Here is a 19,215-nt window from a genome sequence, read left to right as displayed (position 1 = left end):
TCTCGCTTGTTTAAGGCTCATCTGGCTTCTGGAAGGCCAGCCGGGACGCGCTCGGCCCCGTTCGAATCAGCCCTGCCGAAGCACCAGTCTGCCACCCTGCCTGCGAACCGCGACGCGCCCGGGCAGGTTGATGGCCCCCTGACCACGCCATCCGGTGATCAGCCGGTCGACTTCCTCCAGGTGCCGGGCGAAGAGCGAACCGGCCGGAGAACCCGCCTCGATGGCCGCGCGGCGCAGCACCCGGCGGCGCACGGCGGGCGGAAGAGCAAAGAGCTTGGCGACCTCCAGGTCGCCCGAATCATCGCGTACGGAGGGCTCGACGGCGGCGGCCCAGGAGTCGAGGGCGTCGGCATCGTCGCGGGAGAGCTGGGCGGTGCGGGCGAGGGCCTCGACCACGCCCTTGCCCAGGGCTTTCTCCAGGACGGGGAGGGCCTCGTGGCGGACGCGGGAGCGGGTGTAGGCCGGGTCGGCGTTGTGCGGGTCGTCCCAGACAGGGAGCGACTGGACCATGCAGGCCTTCCGGGCGGTCTGCCGGTCCAGGCCCAGGAAGGGCCTGCGGTAGCGGCCGCCGGCGCCGGAGGCGACGGCCATGCCGGAGAGGGAGCGGATGCCGGAGCCGCGGGCCAGGCCCAGCAGCACGGTCTCCGCCTGGTCGTCGCGGGTGTGGCCGAGCAGGATCGCGGCGGCGCCGTACCGGTCTGCGACGGCGTCCAAAGCGGCGTAGCGTGCGTCACGGGCGGCCGCCTCGGGGCCGCCGTCGCGGCCGACCTCGACCCGTACGGCTTCGACGGGGTCCAGGTCGAAGGCGGCGAGGCGGCTGACGACCTCGGCGGCGCGGAGCTCGGAGCCCTGCTGGAGGCCGTGGTCGACGGTGACGCCGCCGGCCCGGACGCCGAGCCGGGGCGCCTCGAAGGCGAGCGCGGAGGCGAGGGCCATGGAGTCGGCGCCGCCGGAACAGGCGACGAGCACGAGCGGCGGCCGGTCCCCGGCCGCGCTGGGTACGGAAGCAGGCGGTGCCAGGGTGAGGACGTCGTGGAGTACGCGGCGGACCGCCAGGCGTATCGCCGCGACCGCGGGGTGTGGACCCATGTCCGTGTGTCCAATCGTTCCATTCGGAGGGGGGTCCCGGAGCCTTGCGGGCCCCGGGTTTCCGTCACGCTGCGTGCGTCGATGGTGACAGAGGCGAGCCGTTACCCGAGCATCGCACGCCCACCCTTGGCACACGGTCCCTCGGACGGGTGATTACGGGAGCGTTCATCCGGTACAGGGCGTGACCGCGTCACGCGTCGGTCCGTCCGTGCACCCGTGCGACCCAGTCCGCCGGTTTGGCGATCTCAACCTTGGTAGGAAGGGTGTTCGGGGACGTCCAGACCCGGTTGAAACCCTCCATGCCGACCTCGTCGACGACCGCCCGCACGAAGCGTTCCCCATCACGGTACTGCCGCAGTTTGGCGTCCAGTCCCAGCAGCTTGCGCAGCGCCGCGTCCAGACGGCCCGCACCGCTGGCCCGCCGCTTCTGGAATTTCTCCCGGATGTCGACCACGCTCGGCACGACGCGCGGCCCGACCCCGTCCATCACGTAGTCCGCGTGCCCCTCCAGGAGCGACATCACGGCCGTCAGCCGGCCCAGGATCTCCCGCTGGGCGGGCGTCTGCACCAGCTCCACGATGCTGCGGCCACCACCGCCCTCCTCCGGCGGCCTGCCGCCCCCGAGCGACTGCACCGCCTCCCGGATGCGCTCCAGCAGCGTGGCCGGGTCGACCTCGGTCTCGCCGAGGAACGCCTGGATCTCGCTCTCGATGTGGTCCCGGAGCCAGGGCACCGCCGTGAACTGCGTGCGGTGCGTCTCCTCGTGCAGGCACACCCACAGCCTGAAGTCGTGCGGGTCGACTTCGAGCTCCCGCTCGATCTGCACGATGTTCGGCGCCACCAGCAGCAGGCGCCCCGTGGCGGAGCCGGACAGCTCCCCGACGACGGGGGCGAAGGTCTCGTACTGCCCCAGCACCCGCGAGGCCAGGAACGACAGCAGCATGCCGAGCTCCACGCCCGTCACCTTGCCGCCCACCGCCCCCAGCACCGCGCCGCCCGGCAGCCCGGCCCGCCGGTCCTGCATCTTCGTCAGCAACGGGCCCAGGACGGCCCGGAAGCCCTCTACGTTCGCCTTGACCCACCCCGCCCGGTCCACGACCAGAACGGGTGTATCGCCCCCCTCTGCCGCCGGCACCATCCGGGTGAACCCCCGGACGTGCTCCTCGGACGCCTTCGCGTGCCGCCGCAGCTCGGCGACCACCTCCCGCGCCTCGTCCCGGCTCACCTCGGGACCCGGCTTCACGAGCCGGACCGCGGTCGCCACCGCGAGCTTCCAGTCGACCATCTCCGTGCCACCGACGCTCGTCATGGCTTCACGGTACGTGCAACGCCCTCCGGGGAGTGAGGCCTACGGGCGCGGGGGGCGCAGCTTGAGGTCAGTGGCACCCGCACCCCGCCACACCCGTGGCCAGCCGGTCCAGCGCCCGCTGCGCCCCGTCGGGATCCGTCGTCCCGGACGTCATGAAGGCGAACGTCAGCAGCCGCCCCGATGCGTCCACCACGGTCCCCGCGAGCGTGTTCACCCCGGTCAGAGTCCCCGTCTTGGCCCGCACCACGCCGCGCGCCGCCCCGTCGTCCCCCGAGTAGCGCTCCTTCAGGGTCCCCGTGAAGCCCGCCACCGGAAGCCCCGTCAGCACCGGCCGCAGCTCCGGACGACGCGGGTCCGCCGCCCGCGCGAGCAGCTCGGCCAGGAAGTCCGCCGACGCCTGGTCCGTACGGTCCAGGCCACTGCCGTCCGCCAAGTGCACGCCCGCCATCGGCAGGCCGAGCTTCGTCAGCCCCGCCGTCGCCGCCTTCGCCGCGCCCTCGAAGTCGGCCGACGCCCCGGACGCCAGCGCCGTCTGCCGGGCCAGCGCCTCCGCGATGTCGTTGTCACTGTTCGTCAGCGCGCGCTCGACCAGCGCGGACAGCGGAGCCGACGCCACCGACGCGACGCGCTGCGCCCCCGCGCCCGCCCGCGCCTCGGCGGGGTCCCCGTCCACCGCGACGCCCCGCTCCCGCAGCATCGCCGCGAACTTCCGCGCCGCGTCCGCCGCCGGCTCCGCCGTGCGCTCGGCGGGCCCGTGGTCCGAGTCGTCCATCCGGCCCTCGTCGACCATCAGCGCGCTGACGGGCGCGAGGTTCTCGTTCGGGCCGATGGGGTGCATGGCGGGCCCGGAGTAGCGCGAGGCGTCGTACCCCAGCGTCGTGTGCGAGACGCCGCGCCCCTTCAGCGCCCGCACCGTCGCGTCCGCCAGCTCGGCGAGGCTCGCGAAGCGCGGCCCGTCGCCCTTCTGGGACTGCACCGTCAGCGTCGGGTCGCCCCCGCCGACGAGCACGATCCCCTCACCCTCGCGGACCACCGCCGTCTCGATCCGGTGCTCCGGCCCCAGCGCGGCGAGCGCCGCCGTCGCCGTCGCCAGCTTGATCGTGGAGGCGGGCGTGTACGCGGTGTCCGACCCGGACCCGTAGAGCTTCTGCCCCGTCGCCGCGTCGAAGACGGACGCCGAGCGCTCGGGGCCCAGTGCGGAAGCCGTCAGGAGCGGTTCCAGCGTCGCGGCGAGCCCGTCCCGCGTCGGCTCCTGCCCCCCGGCCGCACCCGCTCCGCCGAGGGGGGCGAGGACCGGCGGCGCGGCGGATATGACATGCCCGGCGTGATGCTCGCCACCCGCCCGCGGAGCTGCGGCGGCCCGTGCCCGTTCGGCCTTACGCTGACCTGAGTCCCAGGGACCGGCGGCCAGCACGGCGCCGGTCGCCACCACGAGCCCGGCCACGGCGGAGACGGCGACGAACCGCACGGTCCGGCGCTGTGCCTCGGGGGCGTTCCGCCACCACCTGATCTGCCACCGCCCGGCCTCAGGCACCACGGACCAGCCCCTTTCGCCACCACACACCTGCGTGGGGGACACTTAATCACCAGACGTATGTGTTGATCATGAAGGAGCCACCCGTGGAGTTCGACGTCACCATCGAGATCCCGAAGGGTTCGCGGAACAAGTACGAGGTGGACCACGAGACCGGTCGCATCCGTCTGGACCGCCGACTCTTCACCTCGACCAGCTACCCGGCCGACTACGGCTTCGTCGAGAACACCCTCGGTGAGGACGGCGACCCGCTGGACGCGCTCGTCATCCTCGACGAGCCGACCTTCCCGGGCTGCCTCATCAAGTGCCGCGCCATCGGCATGTTCCGCATGACGGACGAGGCCGGCGGCGACGACAAGCTGCTCTGCGTCCCGGCGAACGACCCCCGCGTGGAGCACCTGCGCGACATCCACCACGTGTCGGAGTTCGACCGCCTGGAGATCCAGCACTTCTTCGAGGTCTACAAGGACCTGGAGCCGGGCAAGTCCGTCGAGGGCGCCGACTGGGTCGGCCGCGCCGAGGCCGAGGCCGAGATCGAGGCCTCCTACAAGCGCCTTGAGGCCGCGGGCGGCTCGCACCACTGAGCTGGTTGTTTGAGGTGACGGCACGCGCGGCTTCGTACGACTGTTCGTACAACTAGAAGCCGCGCGTCCGCTTTGCTGCGCGCCGCACCTCACCCGGCACCTTGAGGAACATCCGGGACATCTCGCTCCCGAGGTTCACTCCGATCGCGATGGCCAGCGCCAGCGCCGCCGCCTTGGTGAGGCTGGAGATGCCGGTGCTCAGCTCGTTCTTCGCGAAGTTCAGCAGCGCGAAGTAGACCGCACTACCGGGCAGCAGCGGCCCGATCGCCGCCGTCACGTACGGCAGCGCCGACGCGTGGTGGTAGCGCGCCATCAGCTGCCCGAAGAGGCCGACGAGCCCGGCGGCGATGGCCGTGGCGGGCACCGGGTCGGCCTTGATCGTGTCGGCCATGGCCCCGTAGACCACCCACGCGACCCCGCCGTTGAGCGTCGCGACCCACACGGTGTGACGTTCCTGCTGGAGCAGCACCGCAAAGGCGAAGACCAGCAGCATCGCCGCGATGATCTGGATGACGGGCCGCTCCTGGTGTCTCAGCGCCGCCTCGGGGCTGAGCGTCCCGCCGCCGATGTGCACGCCTCCGTAGAGCACGACGAGCACGCCGCAGACGATCCCGACGATCAGATAGCCGACTTCGAGCAATCGGGCCGCGGCGGTGATGTAGTAGCCGGTCAGGCCGTCCTGTACGCCCGCGACGAGCGCCCGCCCGGGGATCAGCGCGAACAGCCCGCCCGTGATCACCGCGGAGGCCTGGACGTCGGCCGTGTGGCTGGCGCTCAGCGCCACACCCATTGCGGCCGGCGGCATGGCGGCCGCCACGAACTGGTAGAACTCCGGCAGCCCGCGCCCCGCCGCCAGCCACGCGAGCCGGTCGCCGAGCATCGCCCCGGCCGCCGCCGCGAGGAACACCACGAGTCCGCCGCCCACGAGCATGCTGGCCGCGCCGGCGAGCAGCCCGGACGCCGCGGTGAGCGCCCAGCCGGGGTACGGGTGCCGGTTGCGCCGTATCTCGGCCAGCCGGCCGTACGCCTCCTCCAGGGTCAGACCCTGCGTGGTGATGTCGTGGACGAGCCGGAAGACGGCGTTCAGCCGGGTGTAGTCGGTGCCGCGCCGCCGCACCGTGCGGTTGGCGGTGACCGGGTCGTCGACGAGCGAGGGCTGGTAGCTGACGGTCAGCAGGGTGAAGGTGACGGTCGGCTCGCAGCGGCCGAGCCCGTACGCGTGCGCGACGCCGAACATCGCGGCCTCGACGTCCTCGGCCCCCTCCCCGCCCGCGAGCAGCAGCTCGCCGATGCGCAGCGTCAGGTCGAGCACGCGCGGTACGGGCGGCCCGGCCTCCGGCTTCCCCGGCCGCTCGGGCATGGGCCGCTCGGCCAGCGGCATGCGCAGCATGGTGCGCATCCGGTCCTGCCAGGGCATCTCCACCTTCGTGAGGCTGACCTTGGGTATGCCGTAGGGCGGGGTGAAGGCGGGGTAGGCGGTGCTCTGGGTCGTACTGGAACCGGAGGGGGCCGTGGTGCCCTCGGGGAGCGTGAAGGCCGACCGCTCGGGCTCGGCCTCCGAGGGCTCGGGCGCGAGCCCCTCGGGCAGCGCGAATTCGGAGGTGGGGTGCTCTTCCTCGGGCGGGGGCGGCAGTGGCACGCCGAGGGGCGGGGTGAAGGCGCTGTGCGCTTCGTCGGAGGGCGGCTTGCGGTCTTCGTCCGGATCCCGGCCAGGGTCTTTTGCGTCGCCGCCCCGCTGCCGATCAGCCACCACGCACTCCTCGATACGCCGCCCTGCTAGGGCCACGATGCCTGATGGCGAACGGGTGCGCGCATTGGGGGCCGGTTAAGCGGAAGCCCCCGCTCAGTGGCGGGGGCTTCGGGGTGCTTCGGGGTCAGCGCTTGGCGTGGCGGCCGCGCGGGGCGGGGGGCTGGGGCGGCGTGTCGTCCTGGTAGGGGTTGGGGGCCTGGTAGGCGTCGGGCGCCTGGTAAGCGTCGTGGCCGTGGCCCTGGCCCTGGTAGCTGCCGGGGGGCTGGTAGCCGTCGTGACCCGGGTAGCCGCCGGGGGCCTGGTGGGCGGGCGGAGCCTGGTGGGGGGCCTGGTTCCCGTAAGCGCCCCGGCCCTGGTCCTGGTAGCTGCCCTGCCCCTGGAAACCACCGGGAGCCGGGAAGCCGCCCTGGGCCCCGTAGCCGCCGCCCTGGCTCGGGAAACTGCCGGGGGCCGGGAAACCGCCGGGGGCCGGAACAGTCGGACCCGGAACAGTCGGACCCGGAACGGCCGGGTCGGCGGCAGCCGAGCCCGCGGCCGCCGCGGCCTTCTTCGACTTGGACCGGGCCCGCAGGATCTCGATGCCGATCGGCACCACGGAGATCAGCACGACCAGGATCAGCATCAGCTCGATGTTCTTGCGGACGAACTCGATCTTCCCGAGCGCCGAGCCCAGCAGCGTCACCCCGGCGCCCCACATGGTGCCGCCGATGATGTTGAAGGTCAGGAACGAGCGGTAGTTCATCCGGCTCACGCCGGCGATGATCGGCGTGAAGGTCCGGATCACGGGCACGAAGCGGGCCAGGACCAGCGACTTCGGCCCGTACTTCTCGAAGAATTCGTGGGCCTTCTCGACGTTCTCCTGCTTGAAGATCTTCGAGTCCGGGCGCTTGAAGAGCGTGGGCCCGACCTTCCGCCCGAAGAGATAGCCCGCCTGGTCACCGAGGATCGCGGCGACCACGACGAGCGCGCACACCACCCACAGGGGGTACTGGTTCAGCTGCCCCGTGGTGACCAGCATGCCGGTCGTGAAGAGCAGCGAGTCGCCCGGCAGACAGAAGCCGATGAGGAGGCCCGATTCCGCGAAAACAATGGCCAGGACACCGATCAGCCCGAACTGGTTGATCAGGTAATCCGAATTCAGCCATTGAGTGCCGACTGCGAGGGTTACGGGGGTCACGGTGTCAGGCTCCTGGGTCATGGGCGCAGGCTCGTGCGAGGCCCGGGCACAGGCGTGGAGAGGCTATGAGCGGCCCCAAGCTACCAACGCCTTCGCAGACCCCTCGGTTCCAGCGTACGGCCGCCGCCCTGCACCCGTACGGCGCAACCCTGCCGCCGCCGCATGCGTCCGGGACATGGAACGACAAAACTGCACAAGACGGAGGTGGATGCGATGGGCATCGACGAGTTCGGCGGCGGACAGCACGAGCAGTCGGATGTGCTGGTGGTCACAACCAACGACGTGCCCGGCTACCGGGTCGAGCGCGTGATCGGCGAGGTCTTCGGCCTCACCGTGCGCTCCCGCCACATCGGCAGCCAGATCGGCGCGGGCCTCAAGTCCCTGATCGGCGGCGAGCTCCGAGGCCTGACCAAAACCCTCGTCGAGACCCGCAACCAGGCCATGGACCGCCTGATCGAACAGGCCCGCGCCCGCGGCGCGAACGCGGTCCTGATGTTCCGCTTCGACGTCACGGAGGCAGCGGACGTGGGCACGGAGGTCTGCGCGTACGGCACGGCGGTGGTGATCACGCCGCAGCATCCGTAAGCCTCGGAGGAAACGATCCCTCCTCACCCTGCCGGGTGGCGCTACCGTCGTATCCGGGACAGGTGTCCACGACCTCGCACACCATCCGGTCCATGGGAGCAGCAATGGCCGCAGAAGCCAGGCACGAGCAGTGGGAGCGTGCCACCCCGGAGAACTGGATGTACCCGCCGGCCGACGGCTGGACGTACGACCAGGTGAAGGAGCTGGTCCTGCCGTTCGACTGGGAACTTGTGGATGGGATCGTCGTGGTACGAGGAGCGACCAAGTGGTGGCACGACCAGGTACGGGATGAGCTCTTCTTCCGCTTGAGGATCGCCAAGCGAGAGCCGTTCCACGTCAACCTCGAACGTTGGACCATGGTCGACGAGTACAACGCTCCAAGGCCCGACGTCGTCGTCTTCGACAAGCGCGAGCTCGATGTCCGGACGGTGGAGTGCGTTCCCGTAGAGAAGGTCGTCCTCGTGATCGAGGTCGTCTCTCCGGGCTCCCGCAAAGAGGACCGCTTCATGAAGCCGGGCATGTTCGCCGAATCCGGGGTCGGCGCCTATTGGCGTGTCGAGCGCGGCGAGGACGACATGCCGGAGGTGTACGAGTACCGACTCGACCACGAAACGAGCCGGTACTCGCCCGACCCCACGCACCACATCGGGTCCCTCAAGACCGACATGCCATTCCCCATCGAGATCGATCTCCGCAGCCTGATCGAGGCCTGACCTTGTGGCCCGCCCCTGCCCGCGTAGCTACGGTTGGAGCCATGACCGCTCTGCCCGACTGGATGCGCCCGCCGCGTGAGGAAGGCTGGCTCGCGGAGGACCTGGACCGTCTCCCGGAAGCCCCACGCCACACCGAGCTGATCGACGGAGCACTCGTCTTCATGATGTCGCCGCAGCGGTCTTGGCATGGCCGTCTCGTCACCACTCTGACCACGACGCTCATGGAGCAGGCGCCGGACGGCATCGAGATCGAGCGGGAGATGACCATCCGGCTCGACGAGCGCAATCGGCCGGAGCCCGACCTGCTGGTGACCGCCTCTCCCTACGACCCCGACCGCACCTGGTTCGCGCCGGAAGAGGTGCAGCTCGTGGTGGAAGTGGTCTCTCCCGAATCCGCACACCGCGACCGCACGGTCAAGCTGCGCAAGTACGCGGAAGCCGGAATCCCGCACTACTGGTGCATCGAGGATGAGGCTGGCGCACCCGTCGTCCATGTCTACGAGCTCGACAAACCGACCGGGCAGTACGCCCCGACGGGAATCTTCCGCGGCAAGCTGCAGCGGCCCCTGCCGTTTGAGGTCTGCATCGACTTGGACAGGCTCGTGCCCGGCCGAAACGGCTGATCCGGAGTCGCGCTCAGACGATCCCCTCAAGCGGGTTCGGGAGCTCCAGGAGCTGGGTGCCGAAGGCGCCCGCACCGACAACGCCGTCGGCGAGGGCCGTGACCGTACCGCCCAGGACGTTGGCGTCCACGTCCGCCTGCGCCGGGGTGGCCAGGGCGGCGCTGGTCAGGGCCAGCAGGGCGGTGGCGACGGCCGTCACCAGGATGCGCTTCATCGCAGACTCCTCGTCGTCACAGGGTGATCCGGGAGCCGATCTGCCCGTCGGCCGCACCCCCCATTCCCGCCGTGCGCCCGCGCGCCCCGCGTCACCTCAGTACTTCAACTCGCACCAGACCGTCTTGCCGATGCCGTGTGGCCTCGGCAGTGCCGACCACGCATCCGCCAGGGCGTCGACGAGGGCCAGGCCGCGGCCGCCCTCGTCTTCGTCTGACGCCTGCCGCAGCTGCGGCATACCCTCCCCCGCATCCGCCACCTCGATCCGCAGCCGGCCGTCCTCCACCACACACAGCGTGTGGATTTCCCGCCCCGGCGATGCGTGCGCGTGCTTGCACGCGTTCGACGTCAGCTCGCTGAACAGCAGCACCGCCGTCTCCGCCGCCTCCTCCGGCACGTGCCACGTACGCACCTGCTCCCGCAACAGCCTGCGGGCCCGGCTCACACTCCGGGGATGGCACGGCAGGCGCCAACCGACGTACTTCATGGGGAAACCGGGCGGTACGGCTGTCATCGGTGTCCTTGCGGCTCAAGCGTCACTCGGGAGCGGGGGAGTCTCGTAAGTACGAGGCTCAAACGGTGCTGGCTTGAGAAGCTGTTGAGCAGTAGCGAGGGGGGTACAGGCGCTTACGTGCCTGCCACGTAGCGGGAGAGGCGGGGATGTGATGACGGGCGAAGCCGCGCAGCCGCCGATGGCATGGCGGTACTGCGGGAATCAGCTCAAGCTGTGGCGCTTGCGGGCCGGCGTCAGCCGGGAGGAACTAGGCAAGGAGGCGGGGTACGGGTACGACGCCGTCAAGTCGATGGAGCAAGGTCGGCGGCGGCCGACGGTACGGCTCCTTGAGATTGCTGATGAGATGTGCGAGGCGCACGGGCTGTTGCTCGCGGCGCGCGACTATCTGACGCCGGAGAGATTCCCTTCCTTCTCGCTGGACTTCATTCGGTACGAAGCCGAAGCGATCGCCCTCAGCTCATTTCAGCCCCTGCTGATCCCAGGCTTGCTGCAAACCGAGGAATACGCACGCGAATTGATCGGTGCCCACTGGCCGCCACTCGATGACGAGGCGATCGAGGAGATGGTCGCAGCTCGGTTGGAGCGCCAAGCCTTGCTGGACAAGCAGGCCCGAGCGTTCTCTTTTGTCATCGGGGAAGGGCCGCTACGGCAGGCGCTGAGCGGCACGGCGGCGCACAAGCGTCAGCTCCACCACCTCATGGAGACGGGAGAACGGCGGAACGTCACCATCCAGGTACTGCCCAACGGTGGCGCCCATGCCGGACTAAACGGCCCTCTTGTACTACTGGAGACGCAGGAACACGAGCACATCGCCTACGAAGAGGGCCAGACGACAGGCGTTCTGTACACAGACGCAGAGAAGATCAGCATCGCAACCCAGCGCCATGTCATGATCTCCCGGCAGTCTCTCAGCCCGAGCGAATCAGCAAGCTTCATCAGCAAGTTGGCGGAGGCACTATGAGCGCGAAGCCGGAATGGTTCAAATCCAGTTACAGCGGCACCCATGGCGGCGACTGCCTCGAAGTAGCCACTGCCCATGCACAGATACTGGTCCGAGACTCGAAGCTCAAGCGCCGGGACGGCGCCCCCCGGCTCACTCTCACCCCCGCCGCCTGGGCCGCCTTCATAGCCGAGATTCGGGTGTCGAGCCCCGAGCGCCCTTTCTGAGGAACGGGAGGTGGAGATAACCCACCCACCCTCCCAAGTCCCGCGCCTACACGTGCGGATGACTTTCCGCAACCGAGTCGCCACACCCCGCATCCAGCCTGTAGCGTGCGCAGCAACAAGCGACCCCCGCCGGTGCTACCAACACCGAAACGGGGGTCTGACCACCAAGATCGGAAGAAGCGATCCCCGTGGCTATGGCCAACCCTATCGCCGTACCCTGCCCCGCCTCTCCCCCCATGGCACGACCGGGGTACGGAAAGCGGTCAACGCCGGACCAAGAGCCGCGCAACAAGGACACGTTCGCCCACCTCGCCACCCGTGAGGCGTACATCGCGACGTACATTGACCGCCTGCCCGAAGGCGCGGTCATGGACATCAAAACGCTCGCCAAGGACTTGCCGCCGTTCGGCCAGCAGGCCGTAAGCACGGCCCTGCGGAAGCTCTCGGAAGCCGGGCACCTGCGCCGCGTCCGGGAGCCGATCGGCGAGGGCGGCACCCAGTGGGTGTTCCGCACGTACTTCTCCCGGACACCGCGCGACGACGCGTGGTGGGAGCGCTTCCTGACCGGCGAGGCAGTACCGGGGCCGGAGTCGGAGTCGGATCCGAAGCCGAAGCGTACGCAAAAGCCCCCCGCATACGAGGCGTTGGCCGCCGTCGGCCGCAAAGACGCCCGTATGGCGCTCTCGGCAGCTGAGTGCGAAACGCTGATGCCGCTGGCGGATGAGTGGCTGGCGCGTGGCGCATCCGCAACGGAGCTGGTCTATGCCCTGACGGTGGGCCTGCCGCCCGTGGTCCACTCACCGGCCGCCCTGGCCGGCAACCGCCTGACGACGAAACTGCCCCCGGAACCGGCCCCCACCGCCAGGCCGAGCGCCCAGCGCCCCCGCATCATGGAATGCACGCACTGCGGCCGCCCCGGCCGCCCAGAAGCCCTCCCAGGCGGCCTCTGCCGCCCGTGCCGCGGCGAAACAGACGGCATCGACCCCACTCCTCAAGCAAGAGCCGAAGTCCGTGCCAGGGTCGCTCAGTTGAGGGCTGCCTTGACGGTGTAAACGCCGTACTAATCATCGAATCTGATAACACATCAAACTTGCTCGAAGCGCCTTGGCTCAGGAGTAACGTTCATCGCGGCGCGCTGAGCGCGCCCCCCTTCAAAGAGGAGCCGACGACGTCGGGTTCGCGGAGGACCCGAGAACGGGTTCCTCCGGTAGCGGTCACCGGACTTGGCCGCGCTGCATGAAGGGGGGCGCCCGTGGGCGTCACCGGAAGATCCGTCCGTCGATCTGGAAGCGCGTTGCGCGGAAGGTGAGGGGGTGGTTCGCGGGCTGACCGGAGGCTGAAATAGAGCCTCCGGTCGGGTAGCCCGTCCGGTAAGGCCCTCGTCATGGAGTCCGCCATGGCGGGGGCCACTTCATTTTTCTCGATGCTCACGCCCGGCAGTGTCCGTCCGGTCCGGGCGTAACCGAGCACAGCACCCACGCAAGGGCGCCGTCGGCCATACCGTACCGGCCCGCAGGCCCCGCGTACACAGCCCCTCACCCGTCCGTGCGGGGATCCACAAGGCCGCGCGCCGCCTACTCCTCCCGCCGGATCCCCGCCCACGGGTCGCCCTCGCCCGCCATCACGTACGCCCCGCCTTCGAGCCGCTCGATCAGGCCACGCGTCCACTCGGCGCCACTGTCCGCCGTGTGGGTCCACATGCCCATGATTTCGGCGATGTGGCCCCAGTCCTCGCCCTCCCCCGCCGTCCAGCGCTTGCGGATGTCCTCACGCCAGGACTCCAGGGCCGCCAGGCGCTGCCGGAGCAGGCCGATGGCCTCGGCGCGCGGGAGGTCGACGATGAAGCCGATGCCCGCCGTGAGCACGTCGACCTTCTGGCCGACCGAGGAGAGCGCTTCGCGCAGCAGCGCGAAGTACTCCCGCTCGCCCGCCTCCGTCAGCTCGTACTCCGTGCGCGGCGGGCCCCCGGCCTCGCTGGGAGCCACGTCGTGGGCGAAGAGCAGGCCTTGCTTGGCCATGCTCTTCAGCGCGTGGTAGATCGAGCCCGGCTTGGTGTTCGACCACTCGTGGGCGCCCCAGAACTCCAGGTCGCTGCGGACCTGGTAGCCGTGGGCCTGTCCGTGCTGACGGACGGCGCCCAGCACGAGAAGCCGGATGGCCGACACGTTGCTTCGATCTCCTAGGGCGGGGCGGATTCCCGACCCGCCCAGCGTAGGGCCACGACGGCCCTACTTCGCCTCCGCCTCCGCCACCAGCTGGTGCGAGGTCTTCCCGTCCAGCGACTCCCGGATCACGTCCGCGTGCCCCGCGTGCCGCGCCGTCTCCTCGATCAGGTGCAGCACGAGCCACCGCATCGACACCCGCGTGTCCGCCGGGAACCACGGCGCGTCGGGCAGCGGGAACGTGTCCTCCAGGCTCGGCACCGACAGCACGAACCGTTCCGTCTCAGCGGCGACCGCCGCCCAGTGGGCGAGCCGCTCGGCCACCGTCTCGCCCTCCACCAGGCGGAAGCTGTCCGCCCAGGTCGAGGCGTCGCGGTGCACGGTCGGCGGCAGGCCCTGCGCCATGCGGACCCAGACGTCCTCCACCTCCGCCACGTGCTTGACCAGCCCCGACAGGGACAGCTCGCTCGCGCTCGGCTTGGTCGAGGCGTCCTCGTCGCTCAGGCCGAGGAGCGCTCGGCGGATGCCACCGCGCTGGGCCTCCAGGAAGGCCAGCAGCGTGCCGCGCTCGTCGGAAGGGTCCTTCTCGCTCACGTGCATCACCATGAGGTCCGCCTTTCGTCTCATCCGCGTCGCCCTTGCCGAGCGATGACCCCACGGTAGAACCGATCTAGGCCAATCCCCGGCCTAGATGACGACCTCAGAGCGCATCAGAACGGGAACCTGCTCCGCCCGTGCTGGATCGAGATCCACTTCGTCGTGGTGAAGGCGTCCACCATGGAGTCCCCGTTCAACCGTCCCACTCCGGAGTGCTTCTCGCCTCCGAACGGCACGATGGGCTCGTCGTGCACGGTGCCGTCGTTCACGTGCACCATGCCCGACTCGATGCGCTTGGCCAGCCGCACGCCGCGCTCCACGTCACCCGTGTGCACCGCGCCGCTGAGCCCGTACGGCGTGCCATTGGCGATCCGTACGGCCTCCTCCTCGCCGTCGAAGGGGATGATCAGCGCCACCGGGCCGAAGATCTCCTGACCCAGCACCGGGGAGTCATCGGCGAGCCCGGTCAGCACCGACGGACCGACGAGCGTCCCGTCGGTCTCCCCGCGTAGAAGCGCGGTGGCGCCGTCCGCGATGGTCTGCTCCACCAGCGTGGTGACGGCCTCGGCCTGGCCCGAGTTGATCAGGGGGCCGATGTGTGTGGCCGGATCGCCGGGATCGCCGACCTTCAGGGTGCGCACCTTGGCGACGAACTTCTCCGTGAACTCCGCCTCGACCGACCGGTCGACCAGCACCCGGTTGGCGGCCATGCAGACCTGCCCCTGATGGATGAAGCGGCTGAATACGGCGGCGTCCACGGCGTAGTCGACGTCGGCATCGTCGAGGACGATCAGGGCGCTGTTGCCGCCGAGCTCGAGGATGACGCGCTTGAAGTGCGAGGCGGCGACCGTGTTGACGTGCCGGCCTACCTTGTCGGAGCCCGTGAAGGAGATGACCCGCGGCACCGGGTGCTCTATCAGCGCATCGCCGATCTCGGCGATGTCGGTGACGACCACGTTGAGCACGCCGCCCGGCAGCCCGGCCTCCTCGAAGAGCCTGGCCACGAGGCCGCCGCCGCACACCGGGGTGTTCTGGTGCGGCTTGAGGACGACGGCGTTGCCCAGGGCGAGCGCGGGCGCGACGGACTTGATCGACAGGAGGAAGGGGAAGTTGAACGGGCTGATCACGCCGACCACCCCGACCGGCACCCGGTAGAGGCGGTTCTCCTTGGTGTCGTCCGGCGACGGCAGGATGCGCCCCTCGGCGCTCAGCGCCAGGTGGATGGCCTCGCGCAGGAATTCGCGCACCAGATGCAGCTCGAAGGCCGCCTTCAGGGCCGTACCGCCGCACTCCGCGGTGATCGCCGCCGTCAGCTCGGCCTCGCGGTCGTCGACGATGCGCAGCGCCCGCTCGAAGACCAGGCGCCGGGTGTACGGGTTGATGGCCGCCCAGGCGGACTGGGCCCGCTCGGCGGCCCGGTAGGCCTGGTCGACCTCGGCCACGGTGGCGACGGTGATGGAGGCGAGCTTCTCGCCGTCGTACGGGTTGAAGTCGACGATGTCCCAGGAGCCGCTGCCGGCCCGCCACTCGCCGTCGATGTACTGGTAGGCCAATTCGTCGAAGTAAGTGCCGTAGGACATGCGCCATCCTGTCTGCGAAGTCTGCGGAGAGCGGGGCGCGCGGGGCGCCCGTGACGATGTGCGTGCTCCTGATGGCACGTCATCGTACTGATGTGTCAACCAAGTTGAAGGAGACGCCCGATGAGATCGCGACTCCGCGCGGGTGAGAGGCTGTCCGCGTGCAGCCGGTCCATGACCCGCCCGTACTGGGCCACGTCCTCCGGCTTGTCGAGGTAGAGCGCGCTGGTGAGCTGCTCCAGGTAGACCACGTCGGAGAGGTCCGACTCGGGGAAGCGCAGCATCGTGAAGGCACCGCTCTCGCCCGCGTGCCCGCCGTGCTCGAAGGGCATCACCTGGAGCGTCACGTTCGGCTGCTCGGAGATGTCGATGAGGTGCTGGAGCTGGTTGCGCATGACGGTCTCGCCGCCGTAGGGGCGGTGCAGGGCCGCTTCGTCGAGGATCGCGTGGAAGCGGGGCGCCCGCTCCGAGAAGAGCAGCTTCTGGCGCTCCATGCGCAGCGAGACGCGGCGCTCGATCTCGGCGTCGTCGGCCTTGGGCTGGCCGCGCACGACGACGGCGTGGGCGTAGCCCTCCGTCTGCAGCAGGCCGTGCACGAACTGGACCTCGTAGACCGAGATGTCCGAGGCGGCCCCTTCGAGGCCCACGTAGGTCTGGAACCAGCCGGGCAGCACGTCACCGTAGCTGTGCCACCAGCCGGCGACGTTGGCCTCGCGGGCCAGGCCCAGCAGCGCTTCGCGCTCCGAGCCGTCGGTGACCCCGTAGAGCGTGAGCAGGTCCTCCACATCGCGCGCCTTGAAGCTCACCCGGCCCAACTCCATACGGCTGATCTTCGATTCGGACGCGCGGATCGAATACCCGGCCGCCTCGCGCGTGATGCCGCGCGACTCGCGGAGCCTCCTGAGCTGGGATCCCAGGAGTATGCGCCGCACCACCGAACCGCTCGATTCGCTCGTGACCATCTCTGCGCCCCTTCCCCTTCCGGTCCTGATCCGGTTATGACGCTTCTGCACCTCTCTGAGGGCGACCCCCGCTACCCCTGGCGCCGAAGTCTGCCATCTCCCGGCCCCGTTGAGTGCATGTCCGGTTACGCGGACCGGCCACGGACAGGAGCGCTACGACAGGGGGCGTAGGGAGAATTACCCTCCAACCATCCTGTGCGCCCCCAAATCCCCCACGTGCACGTGCATCTGCCCTTGCATCCGCCACGCGCATTGGGAACCATGGTGCTCGCACACGTGCACGTCACGTCCTCGATTGCCAGGAGTGCCTCGGATGGGTACCAACGGATCGACCGTGCTCTCCCCCTTATGGAGAGGGCTGCCCCCGATCGACTCATCCGCCGTCTCCAACTCGGCCTCCTGTGCGCTGCCACCTCGTTTCGAAGCGGTCCGGACCGCCCGGAAGTTCACCAGGACAACGCTCGGCCAGTGGGATCTCTACGGGCTCTTCGACGATGTGGCACTCGTCGTCTCGGAGCTGGTGACCAACTCCATGCGCTACGCCATACCGGCGGACACCCTGGGCACGGAGTACGAGCCGCCCGTACGCCTCCACCTGATGCGCTGGACGTCGCGCCTGGTGTGCGCCGTACGTGATCCGAGCGAGGACAGCCCGGTGGCGGAGGAAGCGGACACCGGGGACGAGCGCGGGCGCGGGCTGCATCTGGTGGATTCGTTCAGCGACGCCTGGGGCTGGCATCCGCTCGCGGGCGCGCTGCACGGCAAGGTCGTCTGGGCTCTGTTCCGGCTGCCGCGCGACTAGACCACGGGGCTAGTCGCGTATCAGGTAGTCGAATTCGCCGTCCTTGATGCCGAGCAACATGGCTTCGATCTCGGCGGGTGTGTACACGAGCGCCGGACCGTCCGGGTGGCGGGAGTTGCGTACGGCGACCCCGCCACCCGGTAGCTTCGCGAACTCCACGCAGGAGCCCTGGGAGTTGGAGTGCCGGCTCTTGTGCCAGACGGCACCCTCGATGTCCGATGCGGCCATGCCGTTGAACGCCTGGGGCACTGGGCTCTCCCGGATGGTTGCAGGGGCATCCGCATCCAGAAACGTGGATTCGAGGATGACAACTGCTCCGGATCATAGCCGCGTTCATGTGCTTATGCATGAGCCGATGCACGTGCACTGAGGGTGTTCCCGTCATTACCTCACGGATGCTTGTAACTGGAATACGGCAGGAGCACCATCTCGCAGGCATTCTTGATCGCCCGCGTCGGCTGCCGCTGGGGAGAAGTCCTTTTCGATCAGGAAACGGGGTCGAGAAGCTCGTCGAAAGCAGGTGACAGGCGGCGCCATCCCGTCGGCCCGGCCGCGTATTCGGCGTCCGTGAGCAGGCAGGACTCCAGCAGCGAGCGCACGCCCTCGCCGTCCAGGCCGGGCGAGGTGAAGGTCAGGTGCTGGGCGCGGTCGCCGTGTTCGGGGTGCCAGTCGAGGGCCGCGGCCACGCGGCGGATCGCGGGGACGAGCTCCCAGGCGGCATCGGGCAGCGAGGCCAGCCAGGGACCGGCGTTCTCCACGCACAGGGCGCCGCCCGCCGCGTCCCAGGACAGCAGCGCGTCGGGCCGGTCGGCGAGCCAGAACCGCCCGCGGCTGCGGGTCGCGGCGCAGGTCAGGTCCTCCAGCGCCGCGTAGAGCCGCCCGGGGTGGAAGGGGCGGTGGCCGCGCCATACGAGCGTGGACACCCCGTGTGCATCGGCCTCCTGCGGCAGCAGCGCACAGGCCGGATGCTGGCGGGCGGCAGCCGCCTCCACGTCGAAACCGGCCACCGCGGCGGCCGCCAGGTCCACCGAATCGACCGGAACGTGCCGTGCCGCGGGCGCCAGTTGCGCGAGCAGCGCGCTGTCGGCGTCGTCCGGGGCCTCGGGGCCCGGGACGAGCGCCAGGACGGAGACGTACTCCACCTGCCGGGCGAAGGTGTCCCCCACCGTGCGCTGATCGCTCGGCGCGGCCGCCAGCCCTGCTTCGGCGAGGTCGTCGCCGCAGGCCAGGGCGGGCAGCACCAGGGCCGGGTCCACGGCCGTCAGCACGCCCGTCAGCCGGGCCTCGGGCGCACCGTGCGCGGCGACGACCTCGGCCATGGCCTTGGGCTCGACCGAGTCCCACAGCTCGACGACGGCGAGCCGGCAGGTGCCGGCCGCGGCGAGCCGCTCCAACTCGGGGATCAGGTCCTCGCGCAGCGCACAGCAGGCGCAGTCGTTGACCAAAGGCGCCTCGCTCTCGTCGAGGACGCCGGAGCGGTCCCGCACGGTCCTGCGGACCGCGCCGGAGGAGGCGGTGGACAGGTCGTGGTGGAGCGCCACGCTCCCCGGCACGGTGGCCAGCAGCCGCTCGACGGCCGTGCGCCGGGCGTCGCGGTGCAGGCCCGCCACGAGGACCACGGGCAGGGCGGATGCGGACATCAGCGCTCCTCCCGGAAGACGACGTGCCGGCCGACGACGGGGTCGAACTTGCGCAGTTCCAGTCGGTCGGGGTCGTTACGGCGGTTCTTGCGGGTCACGTAGGTGGTTGGGGCCTCCCCTGCTCGAGCGAAGCCGAGAGCTTGGGGAACGGTCCCGGCGGTGGACCTGAGCTTGATGACGGGGCGTAGTTCGCTGCGGGCCATGGCCGCTACTATAC

Annotated in this window: 22 protein-coding genes; 8 read left to right on the top strand and 14 right to left on the bottom strand. The window is 70.1% G+C overall.

What is annotated here, in order from left to right:
- Positions 1-66: 66 nt before the first annotated feature.
- The 3 genes from tilS to dacB form a co-directional block, all read right to left on the bottom strand.
- Positions 67-1,089 (bottom strand): tRNA lysidine(34) synthetase TilS, encoded by a 1,023-nt coding sequence (tilS, locus tag FHS39_RS16835; RefSeq protein ID WP_045933003.1) that lies wholly within the window; start codon positions 1,087-1,089, stop codon positions 67-69.
- 190 nt (positions 1,090-1,279) lie between these two features.
- The gene (locus tag FHS39_RS16830) at positions 1,280-2,398 is read right to left on the bottom strand and encodes a zinc-dependent metalloprotease (protein ID WP_184350141.1); all 1,119 of its coding nucleotides are present in this window, start codon (positions 2,396-2,398) and stop codon (positions 1,280-1,282) included.
- Between the two features lie 67 nt (positions 2,399-2,465).
- Positions 2,466-3,932 carry a D-alanyl-D-alanine carboxypeptidase/D-alanyl-D-alanine endopeptidase gene (dacB, locus tag FHS39_RS16825; protein ID WP_343069622.1) on the bottom strand — a complete coding sequence of 489 codons (1,467 nt, stop codon included), beginning with the start codon at positions 3,930-3,932 and terminating at the stop codon, positions 2,466-2,468.
- A gap of 86 nt (positions 3,933-4,018) precedes the next feature.
- On the opposite strand from dacB, the gene FHS39_RS16820 reads away from it, so the two are divergent.
- Complete coding sequence (locus tag FHS39_RS16820) at positions 4,019-4,516, top strand: inorganic diphosphatase (protein WP_045933001.1); 498 nt, start codon at positions 4,019-4,021, stop codon at positions 4,514-4,516.
- A 52-nt stretch (positions 4,517-4,568) separates the two neighbouring features.
- On the opposite strand, the gene FHS39_RS16815 is transcribed toward FHS39_RS16820, so the two are convergent.
- Together FHS39_RS16815 and FHS39_RS16810 are read right to left on the bottom strand one after the other, a co-directional pair.
- Entirely contained in the window at positions 4,569-6,269 is a 1,701-nt protein-coding gene (locus tag FHS39_RS16815; protein ID WP_425507787.1) for a threonine/serine exporter family protein, read from the bottom strand.
- Positions 6,270-6,390: 121 nt separating this feature from the next.
- Positions 6,391-7,464, bottom strand: a complete 1,074-nt coding sequence (locus FHS39_RS16810; RefSeq protein WP_184350138.1) for a DedA family protein — start codon at positions 7,462-7,464, stop codon at positions 6,391-6,393.
- A 192-nt stretch (positions 7,465-7,656) separates the two neighbouring features.
- Here FHS39_RS16810 and FHS39_RS16805 point away from each other — a divergent pair, with 192 nt between their 5' ends.
- The 3 genes from FHS39_RS16805 to FHS39_RS16795 all read left to right on the top strand — a co-directional run bounded on the left by FHS39_RS16805 (position 7,657) and on the right by FHS39_RS16795 (position 9,364).
- The gene (locus FHS39_RS16805) at positions 7,657-8,028 is read left to right on the top strand and encodes a YbjQ family protein (RefSeq protein ID WP_045934541.1); all 372 of its coding nucleotides are present in this window, start codon (positions 7,657-7,659) and stop codon (positions 8,026-8,028) included.
- A gap of 92 nt (positions 8,029-8,120) precedes the next feature.
- Entirely contained in the window at positions 8,121-8,741 is a 621-nt protein-coding gene (locus tag FHS39_RS16800; RefSeq protein WP_246470278.1) for a Uma2 family endonuclease, read from the top strand.
- Between the two features lie 41 nt (positions 8,742-8,782).
- A complete protein-coding gene (locus FHS39_RS16795) occupies positions 8,783-9,364 on the top strand; it encodes a Uma2 family endonuclease (RefSeq protein ID WP_184350137.1) in 582 nt (193 codons plus the stop codon).
- Between the two features lie 13 nt (positions 9,365-9,377).
- Here the strand turns inward: FHS39_RS16795 and FHS39_RS16790 are convergent, their stop codons facing one another.
- Together FHS39_RS16790 and FHS39_RS16785 are read right to left on the bottom strand one after the other, a co-directional pair.
- Complete coding sequence (locus tag FHS39_RS16790) at positions 9,378-9,578, bottom strand: hypothetical protein (protein WP_184350136.1); 201 nt, start codon at positions 9,576-9,578, stop codon at positions 9,378-9,380.
- 96 nt (positions 9,579-9,674) lie between these two features.
- Positions 9,675-10,064, bottom strand: coding sequence for an ATP-binding protein (locus FHS39_RS16785; RefSeq protein WP_246470277.1), 390 nt, complete (start codon positions 10,062-10,064; stop codon positions 9,675-9,677).
- A gap of 178 nt (positions 10,065-10,242) precedes the next feature.
- On the opposite strand from FHS39_RS16785, the gene FHS39_RS16780 reads away from it, so the two are divergent.
- From FHS39_RS16780 to FHS39_RS16770, 3 genes are all read left to right on the top strand, one after another.
- Positions 10,243-11,052 carry a helix-turn-helix domain-containing protein gene (locus FHS39_RS16780; protein ID WP_184350134.1) on the top strand — a complete coding sequence of 270 codons (810 nt, stop codon included), beginning with the start codon at positions 10,243-10,245 and terminating at the stop codon, positions 11,050-11,052.
- Positions 11,049-11,258 carry a DUF397 domain-containing protein gene (locus FHS39_RS16775; RefSeq protein ID WP_184350133.1) on the top strand — a complete coding sequence of 70 codons (210 nt, stop codon included), beginning with the start codon at positions 11,049-11,051 and terminating at the stop codon, positions 11,256-11,258. The genes FHS39_RS16780 and FHS39_RS16775 overlap by 4 nt, the downstream gene beginning before the upstream one ends.
- A gap of 236 nt (positions 11,259-11,494) precedes the next feature.
- Positions 11,495-12,310 carry a hypothetical protein gene (locus FHS39_RS16770; RefSeq protein ID WP_184350132.1) on the top strand — a complete coding sequence of 272 codons (816 nt, stop codon included), beginning with the start codon at positions 11,495-11,497 and terminating at the stop codon, positions 12,308-12,310.
- 522 nt (positions 12,311-12,832) lie between these two features.
- Here FHS39_RS16770 and FHS39_RS16765 read toward each other — a convergent pair.
- The 4 genes from FHS39_RS16765 to FHS39_RS16750 form a co-directional block, all read right to left on the bottom strand.
- Complete coding sequence (locus tag FHS39_RS16765; RefSeq protein ID WP_184350131.1) at positions 12,833-13,423, bottom strand: helix-turn-helix transcriptional regulator; 591 nt, start codon at positions 13,421-13,423, stop codon at positions 12,833-12,835.
- A gap of 63 nt (positions 13,424-13,486) precedes the next feature.
- Positions 13,487-14,026, bottom strand: a complete 540-nt coding sequence (locus tag FHS39_RS16760; protein ID WP_184350130.1) for a DinB family protein — start codon at positions 14,024-14,026, stop codon at positions 13,487-13,489.
- A 104-nt stretch (positions 14,027-14,130) separates the two neighbouring features.
- Positions 14,131-15,597, bottom strand: a complete 1,467-nt coding sequence (locus FHS39_RS16755) for an aldehyde dehydrogenase family protein (protein WP_184350129.1) — start codon at positions 15,595-15,597, stop codon at positions 14,131-14,133.
- Positions 15,598-15,692: 95 nt separating this feature from the next.
- Entirely contained in the window at positions 15,693-16,556 is an 864-nt protein-coding gene (locus FHS39_RS16750) for a helix-turn-helix domain-containing protein (RefSeq protein ID WP_184350128.1), read from the bottom strand.
- 313 nt (positions 16,557-16,869) lie between these two features.
- Between FHS39_RS16750 and FHS39_RS16745 the strand changes: the two genes are divergently transcribed.
- On the top strand, positions 16,870-17,358 hold the full coding sequence (locus FHS39_RS16745; protein WP_184350127.1) for an ATP-binding protein: 489 nt from the start codon (positions 16,870-16,872) through the stop codon (positions 17,356-17,358).
- A gap of 9 nt (positions 17,359-17,367) precedes the next feature.
- Here the strand turns inward: FHS39_RS16745 and FHS39_RS16740 are convergent, their stop codons facing one another.
- From FHS39_RS16740 to rpmG, 3 genes are all read right to left on the bottom strand, one after another.
- Positions 17,368-17,607: a DUF397 domain-containing protein gene (locus tag FHS39_RS16740; RefSeq protein ID WP_184350126.1), complete on the bottom strand. Its 240-nt coding sequence runs from the start codon at positions 17,605-17,607 to the stop codon at positions 17,368-17,370.
- A gap of 236 nt (positions 17,608-17,843) precedes the next feature.
- The gene (locus tag FHS39_RS16735) at positions 17,844-18,998 is read right to left on the bottom strand and encodes a GTP-binding protein (RefSeq protein WP_184350125.1); all 1,155 of its coding nucleotides are present in this window, start codon (positions 18,996-18,998) and stop codon (positions 17,844-17,846) included.
- A complete protein-coding gene (gene rpmG / locus FHS39_RS16730; RefSeq protein ID WP_184350124.1) occupies positions 18,998-19,201 on the bottom strand; it encodes a 50S ribosomal protein L33 in 204 nt (67 codons plus the stop codon). Before rpmG ends, FHS39_RS16735 begins: the two co-directional genes overlap by 1 nt.
- Positions 19,202-19,215: the final 14 nt, after the last annotated feature.

Source organism: Streptomyces olivoverticillatus (assembly GCF_014203555.1).
Taxonomy (GTDB): domain Bacteria; phylum Actinomycetota; class Actinomycetes; order Streptomycetales; family Streptomycetaceae; genus Streptomyces; species Streptomyces olivoverticillatus.
The sequence above is the reverse complement of the archived record's forward strand: the minus strand, read 5'-3'. Positions and strand labels throughout refer to the sequence as shown.